The sequence below is a fragment of the Mesorhizobium sp. P2_C4 genome (assembly GCF_056404575.1).
Window position 1 is genome coordinate 88,770 of sequence record NZ_JBFUDT010000004.1, and the last position, 19,377, is coordinate 108,146.

Here is a 19,377-nt window from a genome sequence, read left to right on the forward strand (position 1 = left end):
GCGCGAACAAGCGATTTCTGACACGATTTCCGTCGTTTGTGCTTCTCCTCTCGAACCCGGGTTCAGGCCGTAGTTTCCAATGACAGAAAGAGTCACGTCGATGGCCGAAATTCGGGTTGGCCGAAGTTCTCCGACTCTCGAAGAGTGGCTGACGGGCCTTGGGCTGGAAAAATACGCTGGGACGTTCGCCGCCAACGACGTTGACATTCGTGCTCTTCCACATCTTGAGAACGCTGACCTGCAGGAGCTCGGCGTCTCGCTTGGCCATCGCAAAGTGATGCTCGCGGCGATCGTAGAGCTGAGAGAAGCGCAGGAGGCGTCGGCCAGAGCTCCACCGCCTGGGTCGCAACCAGTGGCGCCCGCGATCGTAAGCTCGGAGGGTGGGCCCGACATCCGGCTGCTCAGTGTCCTTTTCTGCGACATGGTGGGCTCCACAATCATGTCTGGGCTTCTGAGCGCCGAGGACATGCATGAGCTGATTACGGCCTATCAGGACGCGGTCGCGAGCGAGGTCACGCAGTTCGGAGGATACGTCGCAAAGTTCCTTGGCGATGGCGTCCTTGCCTATTTCGGATGGCCAATGGCGTACGAGGATCACGCCGAACGCGCAATTCGCGCGGGACTCGCAGCGGTTGCGAGCGTCGCGAAGCTGCATACGCCTGCAGGAGAGGCGTTGCAGGCCCGCGTTGGCATCGCGACCGGTCGCGTCGTGGTTGGAGATCTCGCCGAGGGTGGCGTGCTAGAGCGCGGCCAGGTTGCGGGAGAAACACCAAATCTTGCCGCGCGACTGCAGAGCGTGGCCGAACCAGGGCAGGTCCTTATCGCCCCGAGCACCAGGAAGCTTGCCGGCCATGTTTTCGAGATCGAGGATCTCGGCGTTCGCGAGCTGAAGGGTTTCAGCGAGGCGGTACCCATCAATCTCGTACGCCTTGACCGGCGCGTGGAAAGCCGGTTCGACGCCGCACACGGCGATGCATTGTCGCGCTTTGTCGGACGCGGCAGCGAGGTCGGGGTTCTCCTCGATCGATGGGAACTTGCAAAGAGCGGCCAGGGGCAAGTGATATTCCTGGGCGGTGAGGCGGGAATCGGAAAATCGCGGCTCATCGAATCGATCGTCGCCGAGGTGAAGGCGGGGCCGGTGGAGCTGATCCGCGTGCAGTGCTCCCCCTACCATATCAGCTCCGCGTTTTATCCCGTGATCCAGCGACTGAGCCGCCTTGCGGGTTTCGCCGCCAGCGACTCTCTGTCCGAGCGGATGACGAAGCTAGAGCAGCTGGTCTCAATGTATGGCGAGGAGGCTGAATCGGCTGGTCCGGTATATGCCGATCTTCTTTCGCTCGATCTCGGAGAGCGATTCACGCCTCTCGATCTCTCGGCGCAGCAGCGTAAGGAGCTGACGCTGCGTACGCTCGTGGCGCGTCCGTTCCTGGCCGCGAAAGGTGCGCCGGTGCTTCTCGTTGTGGAAGATGCTCATTGGATCGATCCGTCCACCAGCGAGCTGCTAGGCGAGATTGCGTCGCGCATACGCGCGGCACCGATCTGCCTCATCGTCACCCACCGGCCGGAGTGGTCGGCCCCTTGGGCGGCCGCCCAACAAAACGTCACCAGCGTAGCCCTTGGCCGCCTGACTAAACAGCAGATGCGCGACCTGGTCGAATCGATGCTCGGCGCCGTGGGGGAAGACCTTCTCGACCAGATCGCCGAGCGGACGGATGGCGTTCCGTTATTCGTAGAAGAGCTGACAAGGTCCATCAAGGAGAGCGGCAACGTCAGCTCAAACACCGCTCAGATTCCCGACAGCTTGCAGGGCGCGCTGATGGCGCGCCTGGACCGACTGCCGGCACCCTTGAAGGAGGTGGCCCAGATTGCTTCGGTGATCGGACGGGAGTTCGATCGCAGCCTGCTTGCCGAAGTCGTGACGATTGGCGGACCGGTACTCGAGGGGGCCTTGCGCCAGCTGCTTTCCGCCCAGCTTGTCGTCATGGGCGGTCTCTCGCTGCAGAGCTATGTGTTCCGTCACGCCCTAGTACAGGACACGGCCTACCAGTCGCTGCTGACCCGCAAGCGGCGTCAGTATCATTACGCCATAGCAGAGACAATCATCTGCTCGCATCCGAAGTTGAAAGAGACGCAGCCGGAGCTCGTGGCGCGACACTACAAAGAGGCGCGACGGAACGACCTGGCGCTTGAGCACTGGATCGCCGCCGGCAAGCGCGCGCTGGCGCGCTCGGCGAACTACGAGGCTGTCGAGCACTTCACCGAAGCACTAGCGGCGGCGCAAGAGCTGGTCGAAGGGGAGGAACGCGGTAGCCTTGTCCTTGCCGCGCGGCTCTTCCTCGCGGAAGCGCTCAAGGAAGCGGGACGACTTGTCGCGGCAACGACCAACTTCCATCTGGCAGCCGATCAGGCGCGCCGGACTGGTGACAGTGCTAGTCTCGTCAATGCCGCGCTCGGCTACGATGCCGCGCAGTTCCTCGCCGGCGGAGCGCTCGATCAATCCACGGCCCTGCTGGAGGAGGCCAAGGCAACCATCCCAGCCGACGATCACGCGAGGAACTGTCTGATCCTCATTCGGCTTGCCCGCGCCCACACGCTTCTAGGTGACGCTAGCAAGGCTGAAAGTCTCAACAGGGAAGCGAGACGACTGGCGCGTCGACGCGACGATACGACGTCACTCTTCAATTTGCTCGTAGACCGCTACCTGGTGCCAAGACAAATAGCGTCTGCGGACGACGTGAAGGTTCGCATCGCGGAGCTCGACGAGATTATTCGGTTGGCCGAAGCCACAGATGACGACGATGCGAAAATGCGCGCACATTCACTGAACACATACGCCTCAGCGGAAGTCGGCGAGCGTGCTCGCGTGGATCTCTCCGTGGCTGCGATCAGGGAGCTTGGGGAGATCCGCGAGCGTCTTCACTACCAGTGGATCGCATGGCATGGGGCGGCGATGCTTGCCATACTTGAGGGAGATTTGTTGGCGGCTGAGACGCTCGCAGGTCGAAGCCTCGAGATTGGAAAGCAAACGCACGGGGAACAGGTCGAAGGGGTCTACGGCCTCCAGATGTTTTCTATCCGTCGGGAACAGGGTCGGCTGATCGAGGTAGCGCCTGTCATCAAGCGCTTCGTGGATGAAAACCCCGACGAGGCGACCTGGGCACCGGGCTTCGCGCTCGTGGCGGCCGATCTGGGTTACCTGGAGCCTGCGCGCAAGCGTCTCAAAATGCTTGCGGAGACGGGCTTCGCCTTGCCTTTCGATGCGAAGCGCAGCGCGTCGCTGTCCTATATCGCCGAGGTTGCTGCGGCAGTCGGCGATCAGGACGCTGCCGCGCGACTCTACGAGCTCATGTCGAGCTACCAGCATATGACGATCACCGCCGGCATCGTCACGGTCTGCTATGGTGCCGCCAGCCGCTACCTTGGGGTGCTCGCAACGACGCTTGGGGACTTCGATCGGGCGGAAGAGCATTTCGAGCACGCTCTCGAGATGAACGGCCGAATGCGTGCCGATCCGTGGCTCGCTCATACCAAGGCCGAATACGCGCTTCTTTTGAGGATGCGGAGCAGGCCGGCAGTCGGCGCCCGCTCCGAGCTCTTGGCCAACGAGGCCTGGGAGACGGCAACGAAACTTGGCCTTGTCCGCCTGAAGCAGCGGCTGCAGTCCAAACTGAACTAGCCCGATACCATCAAGCACAGGAGAAACTACATGCCGCGCTATGTGATTGAACGAACGTTCGCCCAGCAACTCGGACTCACGAAAAAGGTCGTGGAGGGTGTGAACAAGATCAACGAGGAGGAGGGCGTCGCCTGGATCTTCTCGTTCCTCAGCGCTGACAAGAAGAAGACATACTGCCTCTATGAAGCTGCCAATCCTGAGTCAATCCGCGCCGCAGCGCGGCGCAACAACCTTCCGGTCGACGTGATCATCGAGGTTGGAAGCGAGATCGGGCCCTCGATGTTTGATTGAGCCAAGGCGGTTATGCTACCAATGGATTGGACGGAGCTTTGTCGGGCCATGTTTGCTAGCTGACGGATAATGTGGGAGGGCGACTGGCCCGCAGCTAAATCGGACGACGACCAAGGGCCAACATTCCGTCAACGATTACCATCGCTTCAAATGGAATCCGGTTGTACCCGAACGACCGCTTCGAGGTACAAAGCAGCCCTCCGCTGTGCTGGGCGCGAAGGTCGGCCTTTCAGTTCAATCATCCCGGAAGCGGTAACTCCGGTCATTCGAGAAACCGGCGGCGACGATCGTTTCCGATGCTTAACGGTTCTTCTGAGCCGCGACCACTGCACGCCGTTTAATTAGCCAAAATGTCAGCATGAAACGGCCACCAGCTATAGGGCAGCTTCTGACCCGAAGCCGACTTACGCCTGCCACGACGTGAACGACCGCTTTGCGCCGCAAGTCGACCGTTTAGGGTCAGGCTCCCCATTTCCTGAAAGCCGACGTTTTGCTTGGACGGCATTATGTCCGGAATTGACCCAAAGCGGACCTTCCTTCGACCCCTGACCGCGGACTCATGCAGGCAATCCGGCCTTGATGAGCCCTTCGCGGAGAAGCTCTCGGTCCTCGGCGCCTTCAAGGAGGACGCTCTTGCGCATGTACTCGGCTGTCGAGAAATCGGGCTGCAACCTCAGGACCTCCGCCACTGCTGCCTGTGCCGCTTCGGTCCGTTCGAGTTGGGCGTAGCAGGCCGCCAGCCGCGCACTCGACCACGAGCTTGGCAGGTGCATTTGTTTGAACGCCTTAGCGGCCTCTGCAAAGCGCCGAAGCGAATAAAGAGCGACGCCGAAGTGAACATCGTACCAGCGAAAGTGTAGTGGGTTCAGGCGACCAGCAGCTTCCAAGCAAACCAGTGCTTCTTCCGGCCTGCCACGAAAGGCCAGCAAGCGACCCTTCATGATCAGTCCGTCTGCATCATTGGGGTTCAGGTCGAATGCCCGCCGGAGATATTGCTCGGCCATGTCGTACTCACGACGGTAGAGACAAATGGTCGACAGTATTCGGTGGCAGCGGCTCTCCAGCGGGTCAAGTTCGAGCGCGTGCTTTGCCTCGGTGAACGCCGCATCCAGCACCTCGGTCGGTGCTGCGGCGTGACCGTTCTGTGCCACCTTCACGAATGCACGATACGAATGCGCCACGGCATACCTGGGATCGAGGGCAACCGCCTTCTCGAACATCTCGAGGGCTTGCTGATTGGCAGTGTTAAAGTGGGCCATGCCGCGCAGGAAGCAGTCGTAGGCGACAAGGCTGGTTGTCGGCTTTCGGAGCGATTGCTGAAGTCTCGCATCCTCAATTCGCCCGACCAGCGTCGACACAATGGTCTGCGCAACTTCGTCCTGCACCGTGAAGATGTCGTCGAGACTGCGGTCGTAGTGTTCGGCCCAAAGATGCGCCCCGGTTGCCGCCTCAATTAGCTGAGCGGTGACCCGTACGCGTGCCCCGGCCCGCCGCACACTGCCTTCGAGAAGATAGGACACACCAAGCCGACGACCGATTTCTGCCATCTCGACCGACTTGCCGCGAAAGGCGAAGGAGGAGTTGCGAGCGATCACGAACAGCGAGCGGAAGTGAGCCAGCCCGGTGACGATGTCTTCGGTGATCCCGTCGCTGAAGTAGGTCTCTTCCGGCTGACCGCTCAGATTGTCGAAGGGAAGCACTGCGATGGATGGCCTGTCGGGGAGGGGTAGCGGCGCACCGGCGGCGGCCGGCGCCGGTTCCTTGGACCAGCGCCACACGCGCACCGGCTGGGCGATGTTCTTCAGCGTGCGCTCGCCGGTATCTTCAAAGGCGAAGTCAGTCTTGCCAGCCAACTGTGTCTGCACCGCATCAGCAATGCAAATGCCGCCCGGTTCCGCCAGCGACTCAAGCCGTGCGGCGATGTTGACGCCATCCCCCAGCAGGTCGCCATCCTCCACGACAACGTCACCGACGTTGATGCCAATGCGAAACACGATACGGCTCTCAGGCGGGACGTCCCGCTGATGGGCAGTCACGCCCTCCTGCACGGCCACGGCGCAGGCGACCGCGTCGACAACGGAGACAAACTCGATAATCGCCCCATCGCCCATTAGCTTGACGATACGGCCCCTATGATCTGCGAGCAGTGGGTCTATTACCCGGGAGCGAAGGGTCCTGATGGACGCGAGTGTACGGGCCTCATCCGTTTCGATCAGGCGCGAATAGGCCACGATGTCGGTGGCCATGATCGCTGCGAGCCGCCGCTCCACCCTTACATCCGTCATAAGATGTCTTTCTGCGTTGGTAGGCTGAGCACCTCAATCTTCGCAGCTTCAACTACGGCCCGCAATCGAAACGGTGGCCGGCGCGCCCGTCTAAAGCTACTCCTTGCTTCTTGGCGACCAATGATCGCTTTTGGCGCCTCTCGGCCGTAGCAGGTACCTTTGCAGTTGCTTGAAACCTGACGTTCCAATTGCGCGTTGGGCGAAGCGTTTAGGCTTTTAGTCCGGCAGCTAGGAGGAAGGATCGAAATAGTGCGTTTGCACCGCCTCGCAAACTTGCTCGAACATCCATGTCAGGCCGGCATCTGTCATCACCGCTTTCTGGGCGATAACGCAGATCGGGACGTGGCCAGTGTCCAGCGGAAGGTCGACGCTGACCAGGCCGAGGCGCGGACCCTGCCTCGCCGCCAGCACTGCCGGCACAGCGGCGATGAGGTCTGACTCGGCGACTGCTGCCAGCGCCATGGTGTAATTGGGCACCGTCAGCACCACTCGTCTCGCTAGGCCGCTCGCTTCCAGAGTTTCGTCGATCGGCCCCTTCCTTTCACCGGTGAACGAGACCACCAAATGGCGCATAGTGCAGTAGCGTTCTAGCGTCGGTTGCTCGGCAAAGGGATGACCGGCGTGCATCACGATCACGAAACGCTCCTTGAGCATAGCGCGCCGGGTGAAACGCGCCGGCACGTCGTCCAGAGGCGCGACGGCGATATCCACCAGGCCGGCGTCGATCTCGGCAAGCACCGGCCGCCAGGTCCGCTCGATAGGCCCGCCCTTGCGATAGGGCAGCATTTGCAGCATCGTGAGGTCGATATTGGGCGCGGCCGTGGCCAGCTTCTCGACAAGTGGCGGCAGGAACACCGCCGAAAGCGCGTCGGCGGCGCTGATGGTGAAGCGCCGGTTCGACGTCTCCGGACGGAAAGGCTCGACCGCCACAACCACTCGCCGGATCTGCGCCAAAATATTGGCGATAGGCTCGGCCACCTCCAGCGCGCGCGGCGTCGGCACGACGCCCTTCGGCGTCTTCAGGAAGAGCGGATCGTCGAGGAGCTTACGCAGCCGTCGCAGGCCGTGGCTGATCGCCGAGGGAGACAGCCTCAGACGATCGCCGGCTCTCCCGACATGGCGCTCCTGCAGCACCACCTCGAACAGTTTCAGCAAATTGAGATCGGCGCGGGATAGGTCGATTTCATTCAGCATGATGATGAATTGATATCATTGGATTCATCAGAGCCCAAGCACGATACTGGCGTCACAAGGGTTTCCAGATCCGTGGGGGCATCCATGCAAGAATCGGGTGGCGGGGCGCGACGCAGTCTGATGGGATGGCTGATCGCCCGGGAACCGGGCTTGGGGCTCGTCAGGCACCTCGGCGAGCGCTGGCTGGCGGAGCAACCTTTTTCGGGTGAATTGTGCGGTGTCTCACTCGAAATGGAGGAGGGGACAAGCAGCATGACAAGATCATCCGCCTACAAGCTCGATGCCGACCAGGGCGAGAGGTTGCGCTTCAGCGGCGCCGATTTCCTGATCAAGGCCGCGGCCGACACGACCGACGGCGCCTTCTCTATCATCGAGGAGATTGATCCGCTCGACACGCCCTTGCACAGGCACGCCAACGAGAACGAGTTCTTTTACGTCATCGCGGGCGAGCATGTCTTCCGCTGTGGCGACCAGGAATTCCGCGTCGGGCCGGGCGGAACGATGTTTGCGCCCCGCGGGGTGCCGCATGCGCATAGGCGCGTCGTGCCGCGCACCGGCCGGTTTCTCACCGTGACCTCGCCGGCCGGCTTCGAAGGCTTCTTCCGCGAGCTGTCCGCCGCTGAGGCGAGCGGTGCTTCGATGCCCGAGGCATATGCGGCCGCGTCGCGCAAATACGGGATCGACTGGCTTTAGGAGATATCGTCATGACACTGGACGCGCTGATCCTCGACCCAATGTTGCAGGCCCTGGAGAAGGATAGCGGCATGAGCGAGGCTTCCACAGGCGAACTCTTCCAGCGAGCAGCTGATCACGCCACGCGTTTTCGCGACGCAATTGCTTCCGGGCCGCAGCGGCCACTGATGTCGTATCGGCAGGCCTTGGACAGTTTCCGCGAGCCGCTTCCCGAAGCGGGCAGCGATGGCCTTGGTGTGGTTGACGAGTTGGCCGCGAAGGCTGAGCCTGGCCTACACAGGATGACAGGTCCGCGCTTCTTCGCCTGGGTCTGCGGCAATTCCCATTCGGTCGGCGTTTGTGCCGACTGGCTGACCAGCAGCTGGGGTCAGAACACCGGCAACCATCACGCCACGCCGTCGGCCTCGGCCGTCGAGACGATCGCCGGCGGATGGCTTCTCGAGCTGCTCGACCTGCCGCGCGAAAGTTCCATCGGCTTCGTCACTGGGGCGACCATGGCCAATTTCGTCTGCCTGGCAGCGGCGCGCGGCGCAGTCCTGCGGCAGGCCGGCTGGGATGTCGAGGCGAAAGGTCTGTTCAGCGCGCCGTCGATCACGGTGCTGATTGGCGACGACGCCCATGCCACGGTGTTCTCGGCGCTGCAGTTCCTCGGCCTTGGCCATGACCGCGTCCAGCGTGTGAAGACAGACGACAACGGCCGTATCGCGGTGGCCGATTTTGCCGAGGCCGCCGCCAAGGTTTCCGGCCCTTGCATCGTCATCCTACAGGCCGGGCAGATCAACACCGGTGCCTTTGACGACTTTGCCGGCATCATCCCCATCGCCCGGCGCATCGGTGCCTGGGTGCATGTCGATGGTGCCTTTGGTCTCTGGGCGCGTGCCTGCCCCGAACGCAGCCATCTGGCCGAGGGCGCCGATGCCGCCGACTCTTGGGCCTGCGACGGCCACAAATGGCTGCAGACACCCTATGATTGCGGCTACGCCATCGTGCGCGACGAACAGGCCCATCGCCGTGCCATGACGATCGCGGCTAGCTACCTGCCGCCAACTTTCGAGGACGAGCGCGACCCGAGCCACTACGTGCCCGAACTGTCACGACGGGCGCGCGGCTTCGCCACCTGGGCGATGATCAAGCATCTCGGTCGCGACGGCATCGCCGCTATGGTCGAGCGGCATTGCAAGGTGGCGGAAGCGATGGCCGAGAGGCTGCGCGCCGACAACGCCATTGCCGTGCCCAACGACGTGGTGCTGAACCAGTTCGTCGTGCGTTTCGGCGCCGACCGCCCGGACGATGAGACCGACCGGCTTACGCTGCAGACGATTGCCCGCCTACAGGCCGACGGCATCTGTTTTGCAGGGGGCGCCAAATGGCACGGCCGCCAGGTCATGCGGGTGTCGGTGATTTCGTGGTCGACCGACGACAGGCAAGGCCAAATTGCCACCGAGGCCATGATCGCGGCGTGGCGGGCGGTAAGATAGGCGAGGGCTCGTCGCGATCGGCTTGCCCTCGGACGTCTACCCGGTGGTGTCTCAGTTTGAAATTTTGCGATGCGGTCGATGACGAGACTTGAGAACGGGCAGACCGACCCGGCGGGTCATTTCTCCCGCACATACGTCACTTCGTGGATAATCTCGCGCCCGTCGAACGGATTTGGGGCGGGGGGCGAGGTGTAAGTCAGCGTATGTTCGTCGACATTGCAGAACCGCACCTGTTCCGTGCCACTCCATGCTTCATTCCAGCTCATGTCGACATGATGGACGACCCGATCTGACTCAACCGTATAGCTGCCCGAATAGGCGAACATCGAATCGAACAACGCAATCTTCTGATCGTCAGATGGCGGCAAACGCTCCGGCCGTTTGCGATTGTTCCTAAGGATAAAAAAAATGACGCGCTCAGGTGTATAGATAACGATGCCATGAGGTTCTTGACCCAGAGCTGGCTGCCGCTCCCCGGTCGAAACGTCTCTCGTCATCCAAGACGTCATCCGCCAGCTTCCAAGAAGGAGATCGCGGCGAATCGGTTGAACGGGCATATCTTGAGCCATTGCCCACACCTTTCTTGGCAGAGCGCTCTCTATACGGTCCGCGTGACCGCGGCTTCGGCGCTGCGTCCATGGAGGAGCGTTCTTAGGCGATCAAACGTCATCCGGGCATGTCTGAACGGCATATGGCATGAAACCTCCCCATGCATTGTGGTGAGCATACGGGAGTTCGGCCCGGATCGCGACAAGCGAGCCTTCAGATTCAAACTGAGACACTACGGTCAACCCTGTCGGCTGGCCTTGTATTGAAGGAAATGCTAATATTGGCCAGGCCAGCGAATGCCATTCCAGCTTCGCGCGGCCAATGGCGGCAGCTGGCGTCGAGGGGGACGCATGCGGATCGCGATGATAGGGGCGGGCGGCATCGGCGGCTATCTCGGCGCAAGGCTCGTCGAGGCGGGGGGCGACGTCAGCTTCATCGCTCGCGGTGCCCACTTGCAGGCAATGCGCCAGGACGGCCTGCGAATTCAAAGCGATCTCGGCAACGTCTTTCTCCCCAGTGTGTCCGCAACCGACGCGCCGGCCGACATCGGTCCCGTCGATGTCGCGATTTTTGCGGTCAAGCTCTACGACAGTGAGAAGGCCGCCGCAGCGCTCGGACCGCTCATTAGCAGGAATACGCGTATCGTGACGTTGCAAAATGGCATCGACAGCGTCGAGACGCTCGGTCGTCATGTTCCTCGCGACCAGGTGATTGGCGGAGCCACCTACTTGTCCGCATTCATCAAACAGCCCGGCGAAGTCGTCCACGCTGGCGGGCTGCGTCACATCCTGGTCGGCGGGCACCGCGAGCCTCTCATCAAGGATCTTCAGGCGCTCTGCAATCGTGCTGTCGGGCTCGAGCTGAAGCCGGTTGCCGACATCGACAATGTGCTGTGGGAGAAGTTCGTGACACTTGCTGCGTTCTCTGGAGGAACGTCGCTCATGCGCTCCGGGATCGGTCCGATCCTCGACGATCCCGAGGCACGTATCTTCGTAGAGCAGCTGCGCGACGAGGGGATGGCGGTCGCGGCGGCGGCTGGCCATCCGATGGCCGATGGGTTCGAAGGCCGCGTCATAACCAGATGGACCGCATTCCCCCCGCACGTAAAATCGTCGATGGCCAACGACCTCGAAAGAGGAAAGCCGATCGAGGTCGCCTGGCTTTCCGGACGCATGCACGAGTTGGGCATCAAGTTCGGTATTGCGACCCCTGGCCACACGGCGGTCTTCCGCGCCTTGCATCTCTACGCAGAGGGTGCCGCCCCCTAGCGGTGTCCCATCAATGTTCCTTGGGAGGATAACATGGCAAGTTCGTCGAGCGAGAGCATGCCGGTGACGACAGCTGACGAGGCAACCGGCACCCAGGACATTTTCAACAAGGAGCTGGAGACTTATCGCAGGGTCGTGGCCACCAACCTCATGTTTCACCGCGAGGTCTACGGGCTCGTGCGCGATCTGCTCGTCGAGCATGCTCCAGGGTCGTTTCGATTCCTCGACGTGGCATGCGGCGATGCCACTGCCTCCGCAGCGATGCTGAAGACAACAGCGATCGGCGGCTATGTCGGCATCGACCTATCGGAAGCGTCACTGAGGCTGGCCGATCGCGCGCTCGACGGGCTCCCGTGCCCAGTCGAGCTGCGCCGCGGCGATTTCGCGGAAGCGATGGCGAACTGGTCGGAACCCGTCGACGTGATCTGGATTGGCATGTCGCTGCACCACCTGGCGACCGAAGGCAAGGCGAGGCTGATGCGGCACGCCCGCAGGGCCTTGGGCGGCGTGGGCCTGTTCGTCATCTGGGAGCCGACCCTGTTCGAGGGAGAGGATCGCGCCGCCTGGCTCGCCCGCTTCTCCTTGCAGCGCGATAGATGGTCAACCCTTTCCGACGAGGAGTTCGCTTCCATGAAACGGCATATGCTTGTGGCCGATTTCCCCGAAACCGCCGATACATGGCTCGGCATGGGGCGGGATGCCGGGTTTCGCCGCGCCGAGGAGATTTTCATGATGCCCAACAGAATGGGCAGAGTGTTTCGCTACTGGAACTAGCCAGCGCGTCGGGGCGACCATGTCATCAAATCCGAAACCGGGCGAGATCCCGACGGGCGACGCTCCGGTTCCCGCCGCCGTCGTGTTGGTTGGTCGGCAGGGCCGCCTGCGCCGCTCGACGCCGACAGAGACGCATCCCGTCTCTACCCGCTCTCGCACGACGAGCATATGCATGCCACCTGGGTCGATATGAAAGTGGGGCCGTTCGCCACTGAACAGGCTTTCACCAAGCATGTCGCCGCCCTGTTGGCGGATCCCAAGCGAGCTTTCTTCGCGGTAGACGGTCCCGATGGCAAGGCGCTTGGATGGCTCTGCCTGATGGAAGCAAGACCCGCCCATCGTGTGGTTGAGCTCGGCTATGTGCTCTACACGCCGCCGCTGCAACGCACGGGGCTCGCCACCGAGGCGCTCTACCTCATCATGCGCCACGTCTTCGACGATCTCGGTTACCGGCGCCTCGAATGGACATGCACCTCGGCCAACCAGCGCTCGCGCAAGGCGGCCGGTCGGCTCGGCTTCGTCTATGAGGGCACACAGCGCCAGGGCTTGTTTCTGAAGGGCAAGCCTTGCGACATCTGCGTCTATTCGATGCTTTCCAGCGAATGGCCGGCCCATCGCTCAGCCTTTGAGACATGGCTCAACCCCGGCAATTTCGAGGCCGGGCGGCAGCTTCGCTCGGTTGCCGAGATCAGGGCCGGCCTCGGGTTCGTGTGAGGATGGGGGACAACTATGTTTTCGATCGGTCGGGCTCGCTATGCGGATGCCGAAGCCTTGTCTGTCATCGCGGCACGCTTTCGAAATGAAAAAGTCGGTCAACGAAACTGAACGCCGGTAGCTCGCCGGCAGGGTAGGACTTTATGAACGCTCTCGAAATCTCCAATCAGCAATTGTCGCGGCTGGCGGACGAGGCGATAGACCTCGCCAGGACCTATTGGGCGTCGCTCGATGAGCGTCCGGCCTTTCCATCGACCAGCGGCAAACAGACAACGGAACTCTTCTCGCGGCCCTGGGCCGAGGAGGGGCGAGGTCAGGACGTCCTGCAGGACTTCAGGTCGATCGCCGAGCATGGCGGCCATCCACCGCCAGGTTCTTCGGCTATGTCCTCGGTTCGGGCGAGCCGGTGGGCGCCCTGGGAGAATTGTTCGCGGCGGTGCTCAGTCAGAATGTGACGTCGTGGCGATCGGCTCCGGCGGCGACATCGATCGAACACAGCGTCGTCGGGTGGCTGGCGCAAGCAGCCGGTTGCGCGGGGTTCACCGGCAGCCTGTGCGGCGGCGGCTCGGCGGCGAACCTGATGGGGCTGGCAATGGCTCGGGAAGCAAGGTTACCGGCCAACGAAACAGGGATACGCGGCGGCGTCATCTATGCCTCCGACCAGGTGCATATGTCCATTCCCAAGGCGGTGGCGCTGCTTGGCATCGGCAGAGCGAACCTTCGCCTGATTCCCGCCAACGACCAGTTTCAGATGCGGCCGGATGCGCTTCAGGCAACCATCGCCGCGGATCGCGAGGCTGGAGACATTCCCATTGCAATCGTCGCCACGGTCGGCACCATCGTCTCCGGTGCGATCGATCAGCTGCCCGAGATCGCCGATGTCGCCATCCGCGAAGGGCTGTGGCTGCATGTCGACGGCGCTTATGGGGCTCTGGCGGCGCTGGCATTGCCGGAGAAGCTCAATGCATTGGCCCTGGCGGATTCCCTGTCGCTGGACGCGCACAAATGGCTGTATCAACCGCTCGATTGCGGCTGCCTGCTGCATCGCCATCCGCAAATCGCGCGCACGACTTTTTCGCACAGCGACGACTATGTCGGCAAGCTGAGCCAGGATCCTGTAGAAGGTTTCGCCTTCTTCGAGGAGTCGTTAGAACTGTCACGACGTTTCCGGGCGCTGAAGCTTTGGCTGTCGCGGCAATATCACGGACGCCGGGCCTTTCGTGAGGCAATTGCCGAGGACCTGCGCCATGCCCGGCTTTTGGCGGAGACGGTCCAGGCCCATCAGGAGTTGGAGCTTCTGGCTCCGGTGCCTCTCAGCGTGGTCTGTTTCCGCCACCGCGCCAAGGACAATCGGGCGATCCTGAGGCGCGTGATCGCACGCGGTCGCGTGTATCTGTCGAACGCGACAATCGGCAACCAGTTCGCCTTGCGGGCATGCTTCGTCAACCACCGGACGACAGACGACGATGTGCTCGAAATCGTGTCCGAAGTGATTGCGGCGGCCGGCGAACAGAACATTTGAAGCATGGCTCGGTGCGGGACTACAGGCAAGGCAAGAAACCACCGCCGAAACGGCACCGGAATGGTGCAGCCGATGTCCGCGTCGCGCAGTCGATGCAGCGAATGCCTTACGGATTCGAAGGGTCCAGGCCCATCAGGCCGGCAAGCCGCAGTGCGGGCTCGGCAGATGGCCGCTTGCGGCACCGCTCCGTCCAGGACATTTTGAACACCGAGGACAGTGAGATGCGGCTGGAAGACACCAAGAACGCAATCAAAGGGACCGTCATCACCTCGACCGACGCCAGCTGGGCTGATGCGACGGATGCTTTGGTCTGGACCGGCCGCAAGCCCAACGCCGCGCCTACCATCATAGTGCGTGCCGCCGATACGGCAGACGTGCAGGTTGCCGTTCGGTTCGCCGCAGCTCAAGGGCTGAAGGTCTCCGCCGCATCGCGATGGGACCCGCACCCGAGCCGCTTCGCGCCGCTGCTCCGAAGGTTGCGACCGCCGCCATGACGGTCTTCGCGCACACCGCCGATGAGGCGGCTTCGATCACTTCCGGGCTGGAACGCTGGGCGCCTGTCGACGCGCTCGCCATTCAGCCACCGACACAGTCGAACTTCGCCGCCCTCTATGGTGAGATCGACAGCCACTACTCCGAGGGGTTGCGCTATTCGGTCGATTCGCTGTGGTCTTCGGACCCAGCCATCACATTTCCGGGTCTGGCCCGTATGGTCCAGGAAGCCCCCAGCGCAGGCTCGAACGCGCTTGGCTTCATATATCCTGCGCGGTCTGAGGTTATGAAGCGCCTCCCGGAAGGCGCCTTCTCAATGATGGCACAGGCTTACGGTCTCGTTTGCGGCGTCTGGACGGACCCAGCGGAGGATGCGCTTAACCTGTTATGGATGCGGGCAGGTGTCGATGCCGTAGCCGAGGCAACCCTGGGCCACTGTGTCGGCGAGGCAGACCTTGTGCGACCCGGCTGGGCAGCCGGATGCTATGGCGAAGAGGCGCGGCTTTGGATCGAAGAATTGCGCGCGGCATATGACCCGAAGGGCGTTTTCGCGGGGCGTGTGGTCCGCGACGGCGCGGCCGAGACACCGCTGGCGCTGGCGGTCGGGGTAGAGATGGCTGAGGACGCGACATTGTCATTATAAAGCGTATCTCTCGAACTGAAGGCCCGCCTCATTGAAAAAAGTAGCTGGAGAAGTATCCAAGAACCACTCTGAGGCTTTGGTCTGACTGCGGCAGAGTCAGTGAGCTAGCAGCGATGACGGCCGCGACATTGGCTCTTCGATTGCAGCATCCGAATTCGGGCTAAATCCGGTCGAGGAGATCCTGTCTCGACGGCTTCAGGGACCGCAATCCGTTGCCTTGGCGAAAAACCTATCATGCGGCGCCTTGCCCGCCAGCATCTTTGCCAGGTGGCAAGGGTCCTGCCTACTGCTTTCAGTACAGGCAACTAAGCCAGTATTCGGCGATCTATTTCGTCAACCTGTACGATCCCAGTCAGGCCCATTGTCACTTCGAATTCCTTGCGGATGAGATCGATGGCCTTGGCGACGCCTTGCTCGCCGGCAGCACCCAGACCATGAATGTAGGCCCGGCCGATCATGCACGCCTTCGCCCCGAGAGCTAACGCGCGCATCACGTCTTGGCCGGAGCGAACCCCTCCATCCATTAGAACCTCGAGATCGGCCCCTACCGCATCTGCAATTTCGGGCAGCATCGAGATCGTTGACCTGCCGCCGTCAAGTTGACGCCCCCCATGGTTCGAAACCACCAGGCCCTGCGCCCCAATTTTTGCCACGTCACGCGCATCCCTGGCGTCGCCGATGCCTTTAATGATCAATTTTCCAGGCCATATGCTTCGAACCCACTCCATGTCTTTCAAAGTCGGGCTCGTACCGAATTGCTCATTCATCCAGGCAGCGAGCGATTCAATTTTCAGGCTGCTGGATTGTCCGGCGAGATTCCCGAACGTTTTCCTCTTGCTGCGCATTACGCTGGCAACCCACGCCGGCCTGCTTGCAAAGTCGATGAATTTCCCGAAAGTCCATTTCGGCGGCACCGTCATGCCATTCTTGATGTCGGCATGGCGTTGCGCCAACACCGGCAGGTCTACCGTTAAGACAATCGCCTCGCATTTTACGGCAATTGCACGTTCTACAAGCGATTTGACGAAGCCGCGGTCCTTTAACAAGCTCAGTTGAAACCAGAAGGGCTTTTTGACAGCAGCTGCAACATCCTCCATCGAGCAGATGGACATAATCGACAGCGTATAGGGGATGCCTGCCACCTGCGCCGCGCGACACGCGTGAATCTCTCCGTCGGCGTGTTGAAGGCCTCCCAAGCCGACTGGCGCCAGAACCAGCGGCACTGAAATTGCCTCGCCTAGGAGCATGGTAGACGTGCTCCTCTTGGATACGTCGATGAGGACCCGCTGCCGGAATTTTATCTTTTCGAAATCCGCTCGATTCGCGTGCAAGGTTTGCTCGCTATAAGAGCCGTGGTCGACATAGTCGAAGAACGCTTTCGGCACTCTTTTCTTATGGAGCTGCCGGAGATCTTCGATACAGGTGATCGTCTTTGAATTCATATCCTTTTCCTCCGGCTCGGTAGAGAAAGGTCGTCTATACTCCCCACAAGTTCCATCACACGCATGGCGGCGCTTAATACATCCGCGTCGGCACCTCTTGCGCCGACAATCTGAAATCCGATCGGAAGTCCGCTATTGGTTAGACCAATTGGCACAGAACACGCGGGCTGCTGGCTAAGGTTTATGGGAAAGTTGAAACAAGCCCACTCGGTCCATTCCTGATAAATCGATCCAGGCGGGACATCGTGCATCAGCGGAAACGCTGCGACCGGCGTGGTCGGCGAGATTACGAAATCATAGGTCCTGAGAAGCTGATCCATTTCAACGCCGAAGACCGAACGGTGCAATAGCGCTTCCGCGTACTCCGATGCCGAGAACCGTCCGCCTATTTCCGCTGCACGAAGCAAACCCGGGTCGGTTTGCAATCGGTCCTTGTCAGCGATCTTGGACACCCTGTTTGCAGCACCGGCAAACCAAAGGATGTTGAACGTCGCCAATATGTTCCCGCCCGGCAGGTTGATCGGCTCGACCGCGGCACCCGCCTCCTCCAGCAGGTGGGCAACGCGAACGACTGCAGCGAGGATTTCTGGAGCGACTTCGCCAATGATCGGTGTTGACCACAGGCCGATCCGCAAACCCCGCCATTCTTGCCGCCGGTCGAGCACTGTGGATGTAAACTCCGTTGCCGGCTGGTTCCAGTCCCGTGCGTCGCGGACCGTCATGCCGTCGAGCATCAGCGCGGCATCCTCGACCGTGCGAGCGATCGGCCCTATGTGACCGAGAGTGCCGAACGCGCTCGGCGGATAATATGGCACTCGACCAAAGCTCGGCTTGTGGCCGACTACCCCGGTGAAGGCGGCGGGTATCCGCACCGACCCGCCCGCGTCTGTGCCCAGATGCAGGTTCCCACACCCGGTGAGCGCGGCAACAGCCGCGCCTCCCGACGATCCGCCGCATGTCAACGCCGAATCCCATGGGTTCGACGTCGCCCCAAATAGCGGACTATCGGTGACAGCCTTCCAGCCGTACTCTGGCGTTGTAGTCGCTCCAACCAACAACACGCCTTTCGCCCGCAGCGCTTCGACGGAAGGGGCATCGGCTTGAGAAGGCGCACCGGTAGTCGCCCCACTGCCGAAGCGCGTGGGCCAGTTTCTAACCGTCATCAAGTCCTTAATCGTAGCTGGAATTCCGTCGAGAGGACCAAGCGCCGCCCCGCTTAGCCATCTGCATTCGGATGCTTTGGCAGCGGCTTTCGCCCCCTCACCGTCCAGGAACGCAAAGGCATTGAACTGCTCGTTGATGCTCGCCGCTCTGGCGAGCACGGATTGGACGACCTCGACAGGGGATGCTTCTCTCTTCAGATAGAGGCCCGTAAGCTCCGCAGCGGTGAGCCGACACAAGACATCGGCGTCGGGAATCGTTGCGACACTGCCGTGTCGAACGTTTGTGCCGTTTTCCGCACCGGCAGGCTGGACGTCTTCCATCTCTCCGACCATATCGAAGACTCGGCGATGCTGAAATTTTTGTAACATTTCACCGATATTTTTTATAGCGCCTTGCGACCGAATGTGTCAAGTGTGTGCGATCGATGGGCTCTGCTGCGGCTGGCTATGGTTGAACGATGAACGACGAAGGTGCTTTCGTATTGCCACCGCGGCGGCGTCTGACTGACGAGGCCTACGATCTCATCAAGAACGACGTGATCCTGTGTAGATTGAAGCCCGGGGCTGACGTCACTGAAGCGGGACTGGCCAGCCACTATGGACTCGGCCTTGCACCTATACGCTCAGCTTTGTCGAGGCTTAGCCAGGAAGGGCTGGTCAACACCATCCCGCGACGAGGCTACATCGTTACTCCTGTCAGTGGCAGGACGGCGAACGACGTCTTCGACCTTAGAGTGCTGCTCGAACCTGCCGCGGCACGGGCAGCCGCGGGGCGTGTCGATGAGAAGGTGCTTCGTACACTGGGGGCTGGCCCCTTCCTTCGGAACAATGCGCCAGACGATCTACAATTCCTGAGAAACAACAGAGACTTTCACGTCGCGATCGCTCGGGCGTCCGGAAACGAGCGGATGGCCAAGTTCATCGAGTCTTTGCTCGATGAGATGCAGAGATTGCTTCACATCGGATTATTCTCCAACCGAGATCGGCGACGTTTGCTGCTGGACCACGAACTTCAACGGCAACAGCATGAGGAATTGATCGACGCGCTCGTGGCAGGAGATGCCAAGGCATCAGAGCATGCGGCCTTGCGGCACGTACAGCATAGCCGTGAACTCGTCATGAACGCTCTTGGCAACATACTCTCCGTAACGCTGTGAGCCGCCATGCTGCCATGGCTATTGATGCTCGAACGA

Annotated in this window: 16 protein-coding genes; 11 read left to right on the forward strand and 5 right to left on the reverse strand. The window is 61.3% G+C overall.

The window, feature by feature from the left end; all coding sequences use genetic code 11:
* Positions 1-100 precede the first annotated feature (100 nt).
* Complete coding sequence (locus tag AC1DX6_RS17050; protein ID WP_477315332.1) at positions 101-3,676, forward strand: AAA family ATPase; 3,576 nt, start codon at positions 101-103, stop codon at positions 3,674-3,676.
* A 30-nt stretch (positions 3,677-3,706) separates the two neighbouring features.
* Positions 3,707-3,967, forward strand: a complete 261-nt coding sequence (locus AC1DX6_RS17055; protein WP_477315334.1) for a DUF4242 domain-containing protein — start codon at positions 3,707-3,709, stop codon at positions 3,965-3,967.
* Between the two features lie 557 nt (positions 3,968-4,524).
* On the opposite strand, the gene AC1DX6_RS17060 is transcribed toward AC1DX6_RS17055, so the two are convergent.
* Together AC1DX6_RS17060 and AC1DX6_RS17065 are read right to left on the reverse strand one after the other, a co-directional pair.
* On the reverse strand, positions 4,525-6,213 hold the full coding sequence (locus AC1DX6_RS17060; protein WP_477315336.1) for an adenylate/guanylate cyclase domain-containing protein: 1,689 nt from the start codon (positions 6,211-6,213) through the stop codon (positions 4,525-4,527).
* 267 nt (positions 6,214-6,480) lie between these two features.
* A complete protein-coding gene (locus tag AC1DX6_RS17065) occupies positions 6,481-7,446 on the reverse strand; it encodes a LysR family transcriptional regulator (protein ID WP_477315338.1) in 966 nt (321 codons plus the stop codon).
* 252 nt (positions 7,447-7,698) lie between these two features.
* On the opposite strand from AC1DX6_RS17065, the gene AC1DX6_RS17070 reads away from it, so the two are divergent.
* Positions 7,699-8,139, forward strand: a complete 441-nt coding sequence (locus AC1DX6_RS17070) for a cupin domain-containing protein (protein WP_477315340.1) — start codon at positions 7,699-7,701, stop codon at positions 8,137-8,139.
* A 71-nt stretch (positions 8,140-8,210) separates the two neighbouring features.
* Positions 8,211-9,617 carry a pyridoxal phosphate-dependent decarboxylase family protein gene (locus AC1DX6_RS17075; protein ID WP_477316444.1) on the forward strand — a complete coding sequence of 469 codons (1,407 nt, stop codon included), beginning with the start codon at positions 8,211-8,213 and terminating at the stop codon, positions 9,615-9,617.
* Positions 9,618-9,733: 116 nt separating this feature from the next.
* Here the strand turns inward: AC1DX6_RS17075 and AC1DX6_RS17080 are convergent, their stop codons facing one another.
* A complete protein-coding gene (locus tag AC1DX6_RS17080) occupies positions 9,734-10,186 on the reverse strand; it encodes a lipocalin-like domain-containing protein (RefSeq protein WP_477315342.1) in 453 nt (150 codons plus the stop codon).
* A gap of 330 nt (positions 10,187-10,516) precedes the next feature.
* Between AC1DX6_RS17080 and AC1DX6_RS17085 the strand changes: the two genes are divergently transcribed.
* The 6 genes from AC1DX6_RS17085 (at position 10,517) to AC1DX6_RS17110 (ending at position 15,579) form a co-directional block, all read left to right on the forward strand.
* On the forward strand, positions 10,517-11,434 hold the full coding sequence (locus AC1DX6_RS17085; RefSeq protein ID WP_477315344.1) for a ketopantoate reductase family protein: 918 nt from the start codon (positions 10,517-10,519) through the stop codon (positions 11,432-11,434).
* 33 nt (positions 11,435-11,467) lie between these two features.
* Positions 11,468-12,208 carry a class I SAM-dependent methyltransferase gene (locus tag AC1DX6_RS17090; protein ID WP_477315346.1) on the forward strand — a complete coding sequence of 247 codons (741 nt, stop codon included), beginning with the start codon at positions 11,468-11,470 and terminating at the stop codon, positions 12,206-12,208.
* A 24-nt stretch (positions 12,209-12,232) separates the two neighbouring features.
* On the forward strand, positions 12,233-12,922 hold the full coding sequence (locus AC1DX6_RS17095) for a GNAT family N-acetyltransferase (RefSeq protein WP_477316446.1): 690 nt from the start codon (positions 12,233-12,235) through the stop codon (positions 12,920-12,922).
* Between the two features lie 406 nt (positions 12,923-13,328).
* A complete protein-coding gene (locus tag AC1DX6_RS17100) occupies positions 13,329-14,444 on the forward strand; it encodes a pyridoxal phosphate-dependent decarboxylase family protein (RefSeq protein WP_477315348.1) in 1,116 nt (371 codons plus the stop codon).
* Positions 14,445-14,665: 221 nt separating this feature from the next.
* Positions 14,666-14,938, forward strand: a complete 273-nt coding sequence (locus AC1DX6_RS17105; protein WP_477315350.1) for a hypothetical protein — start codon at positions 14,666-14,668, stop codon at positions 14,936-14,938.
* A complete protein-coding gene (locus AC1DX6_RS17110; protein ID WP_477315352.1) occupies positions 14,935-15,579 on the forward strand; it encodes a hypothetical protein in 645 nt (214 codons plus the stop codon). The genes AC1DX6_RS17105 and AC1DX6_RS17110 overlap by 4 nt, the downstream gene beginning before the upstream one ends.
* 305 nt (positions 15,580-15,884) lie before the next feature.
* On the opposite strand, the gene AC1DX6_RS17115 is transcribed toward AC1DX6_RS17110, so the two are convergent.
* A complete protein-coding gene (locus AC1DX6_RS17115; protein ID WP_477315354.1) occupies positions 15,885-17,021 on the reverse strand; it encodes an alpha-hydroxy acid oxidase in 1,137 nt (378 codons plus the stop codon).
* Positions 17,018-18,505 carry an amidase gene (locus tag AC1DX6_RS17120; RefSeq protein ID WP_477315356.1) on the reverse strand — a complete coding sequence of 496 codons (1,488 nt, stop codon included), beginning with the start codon at positions 18,503-18,505 and terminating at the stop codon, positions 17,018-17,020. Before AC1DX6_RS17120 ends, AC1DX6_RS17115 begins: the two co-directional genes overlap by 4 nt.
* A gap of 137 nt (positions 18,506-18,642) precedes the next feature.
* On the opposite strand from AC1DX6_RS17120, the gene AC1DX6_RS17125 reads away from it, so the two are divergent.
* Positions 18,643-19,341, forward strand: coding sequence for a GntR family transcriptional regulator (locus AC1DX6_RS17125; RefSeq protein WP_477315358.1), 699 nt, complete (start codon positions 18,643-18,645; stop codon positions 19,339-19,341).
* Positions 19,342-19,377 lie beyond the last annotated feature (36 nt).

What these genes read in the sequence shown, in the direction of transcription:
- AC1DX6_RS17105 (WP_477315350.1), top strand. Translation starts at nt 14,666, where the DNA reads ATGCGGCTGGAAGACACCAAGAACGCAATCAAAGGGACCGTCATCACC.
- AC1DX6_RS17090 (WP_477315346.1), top strand. Translation starts at nt 11,468, where the DNA reads ATGGCAAGTTCGTCGAGCGAGAGCATGCCGGTGACGACAGCTGACGAG.
- AC1DX6_RS17125 (WP_477315358.1), top strand. Translation starts at nt 18,643, where the DNA reads ATGAACGACGAAGGTGCTTTCGTATTGCCACCGCGGCGGCGTCTGACT.
- AC1DX6_RS17070 (WP_477315340.1), top strand. Translation starts at nt 7,699, where the DNA reads ATGACAAGATCATCCGCCTACAAGCTCGATGCCGACCAGGGCGAGAGG.
- AC1DX6_RS17110 (WP_477315352.1), top strand. Translation starts at nt 14,935, where the DNA reads ATGACGGTCTTCGCGCACACCGCCGATGAGGCGGCTTCGATCACTTCC.
- AC1DX6_RS17060 (WP_477315336.1), bottom strand. Translation starts at nt 6,213, where the DNA reads ATGGCCACCGACATCGTGGCCTATTCGCGCCTGATCGAAACGGATGAG.
- AC1DX6_RS17075 (WP_477316444.1), top strand. Translation starts at nt 8,211, where the DNA reads ATGAGCGAGGCTTCCACAGGCGAACTCTTCCAGCGAGCAGCTGATCAC.
- AC1DX6_RS17115 (WP_477315354.1), bottom strand. Translation starts at nt 17,021, where the DNA reads ATGAATTCAAAGACGATCACCTGTATCGAAGATCTCCGGCAGCTCCAT.
- AC1DX6_RS17080 (WP_477315342.1), bottom strand. Translation starts at nt 10,186, where the DNA reads ATGGCTCAAGATATGCCCGTTCAACCGATTCGCCGCGATCTCCTTCTT.
- AC1DX6_RS17120 (WP_477315356.1), bottom strand. Translation starts at nt 18,505, where the DNA reads ATGGAAGACGTCCAGCCTGCCGGTGCGGAAAACGGCACAAACGTTCGA.
- AC1DX6_RS17065 (WP_477315338.1), bottom strand. Translation starts at nt 7,446, where the DNA reads ATGCTGAATGAAATCGACCTATCCCGCGCCGATCTCAATTTGCTGAAA.
- AC1DX6_RS17085 (WP_477315344.1), top strand. Translation starts at nt 10,517, where the DNA reads ATGCGGATCGCGATGATAGGGGCGGGCGGCATCGGCGGCTATCTCGGC.
- AC1DX6_RS17055 (WP_477315334.1), top strand. Translation starts at nt 3,707, where the DNA reads ATGCCGCGCTATGTGATTGAACGAACGTTCGCCCAGCAACTCGGACTC.
- AC1DX6_RS17050 (WP_477315332.1), top strand. Translation starts at nt 101, where the DNA reads ATGGCCGAAATTCGGGTTGGCCGAAGTTCTCCGACTCTCGAAGAGTGG.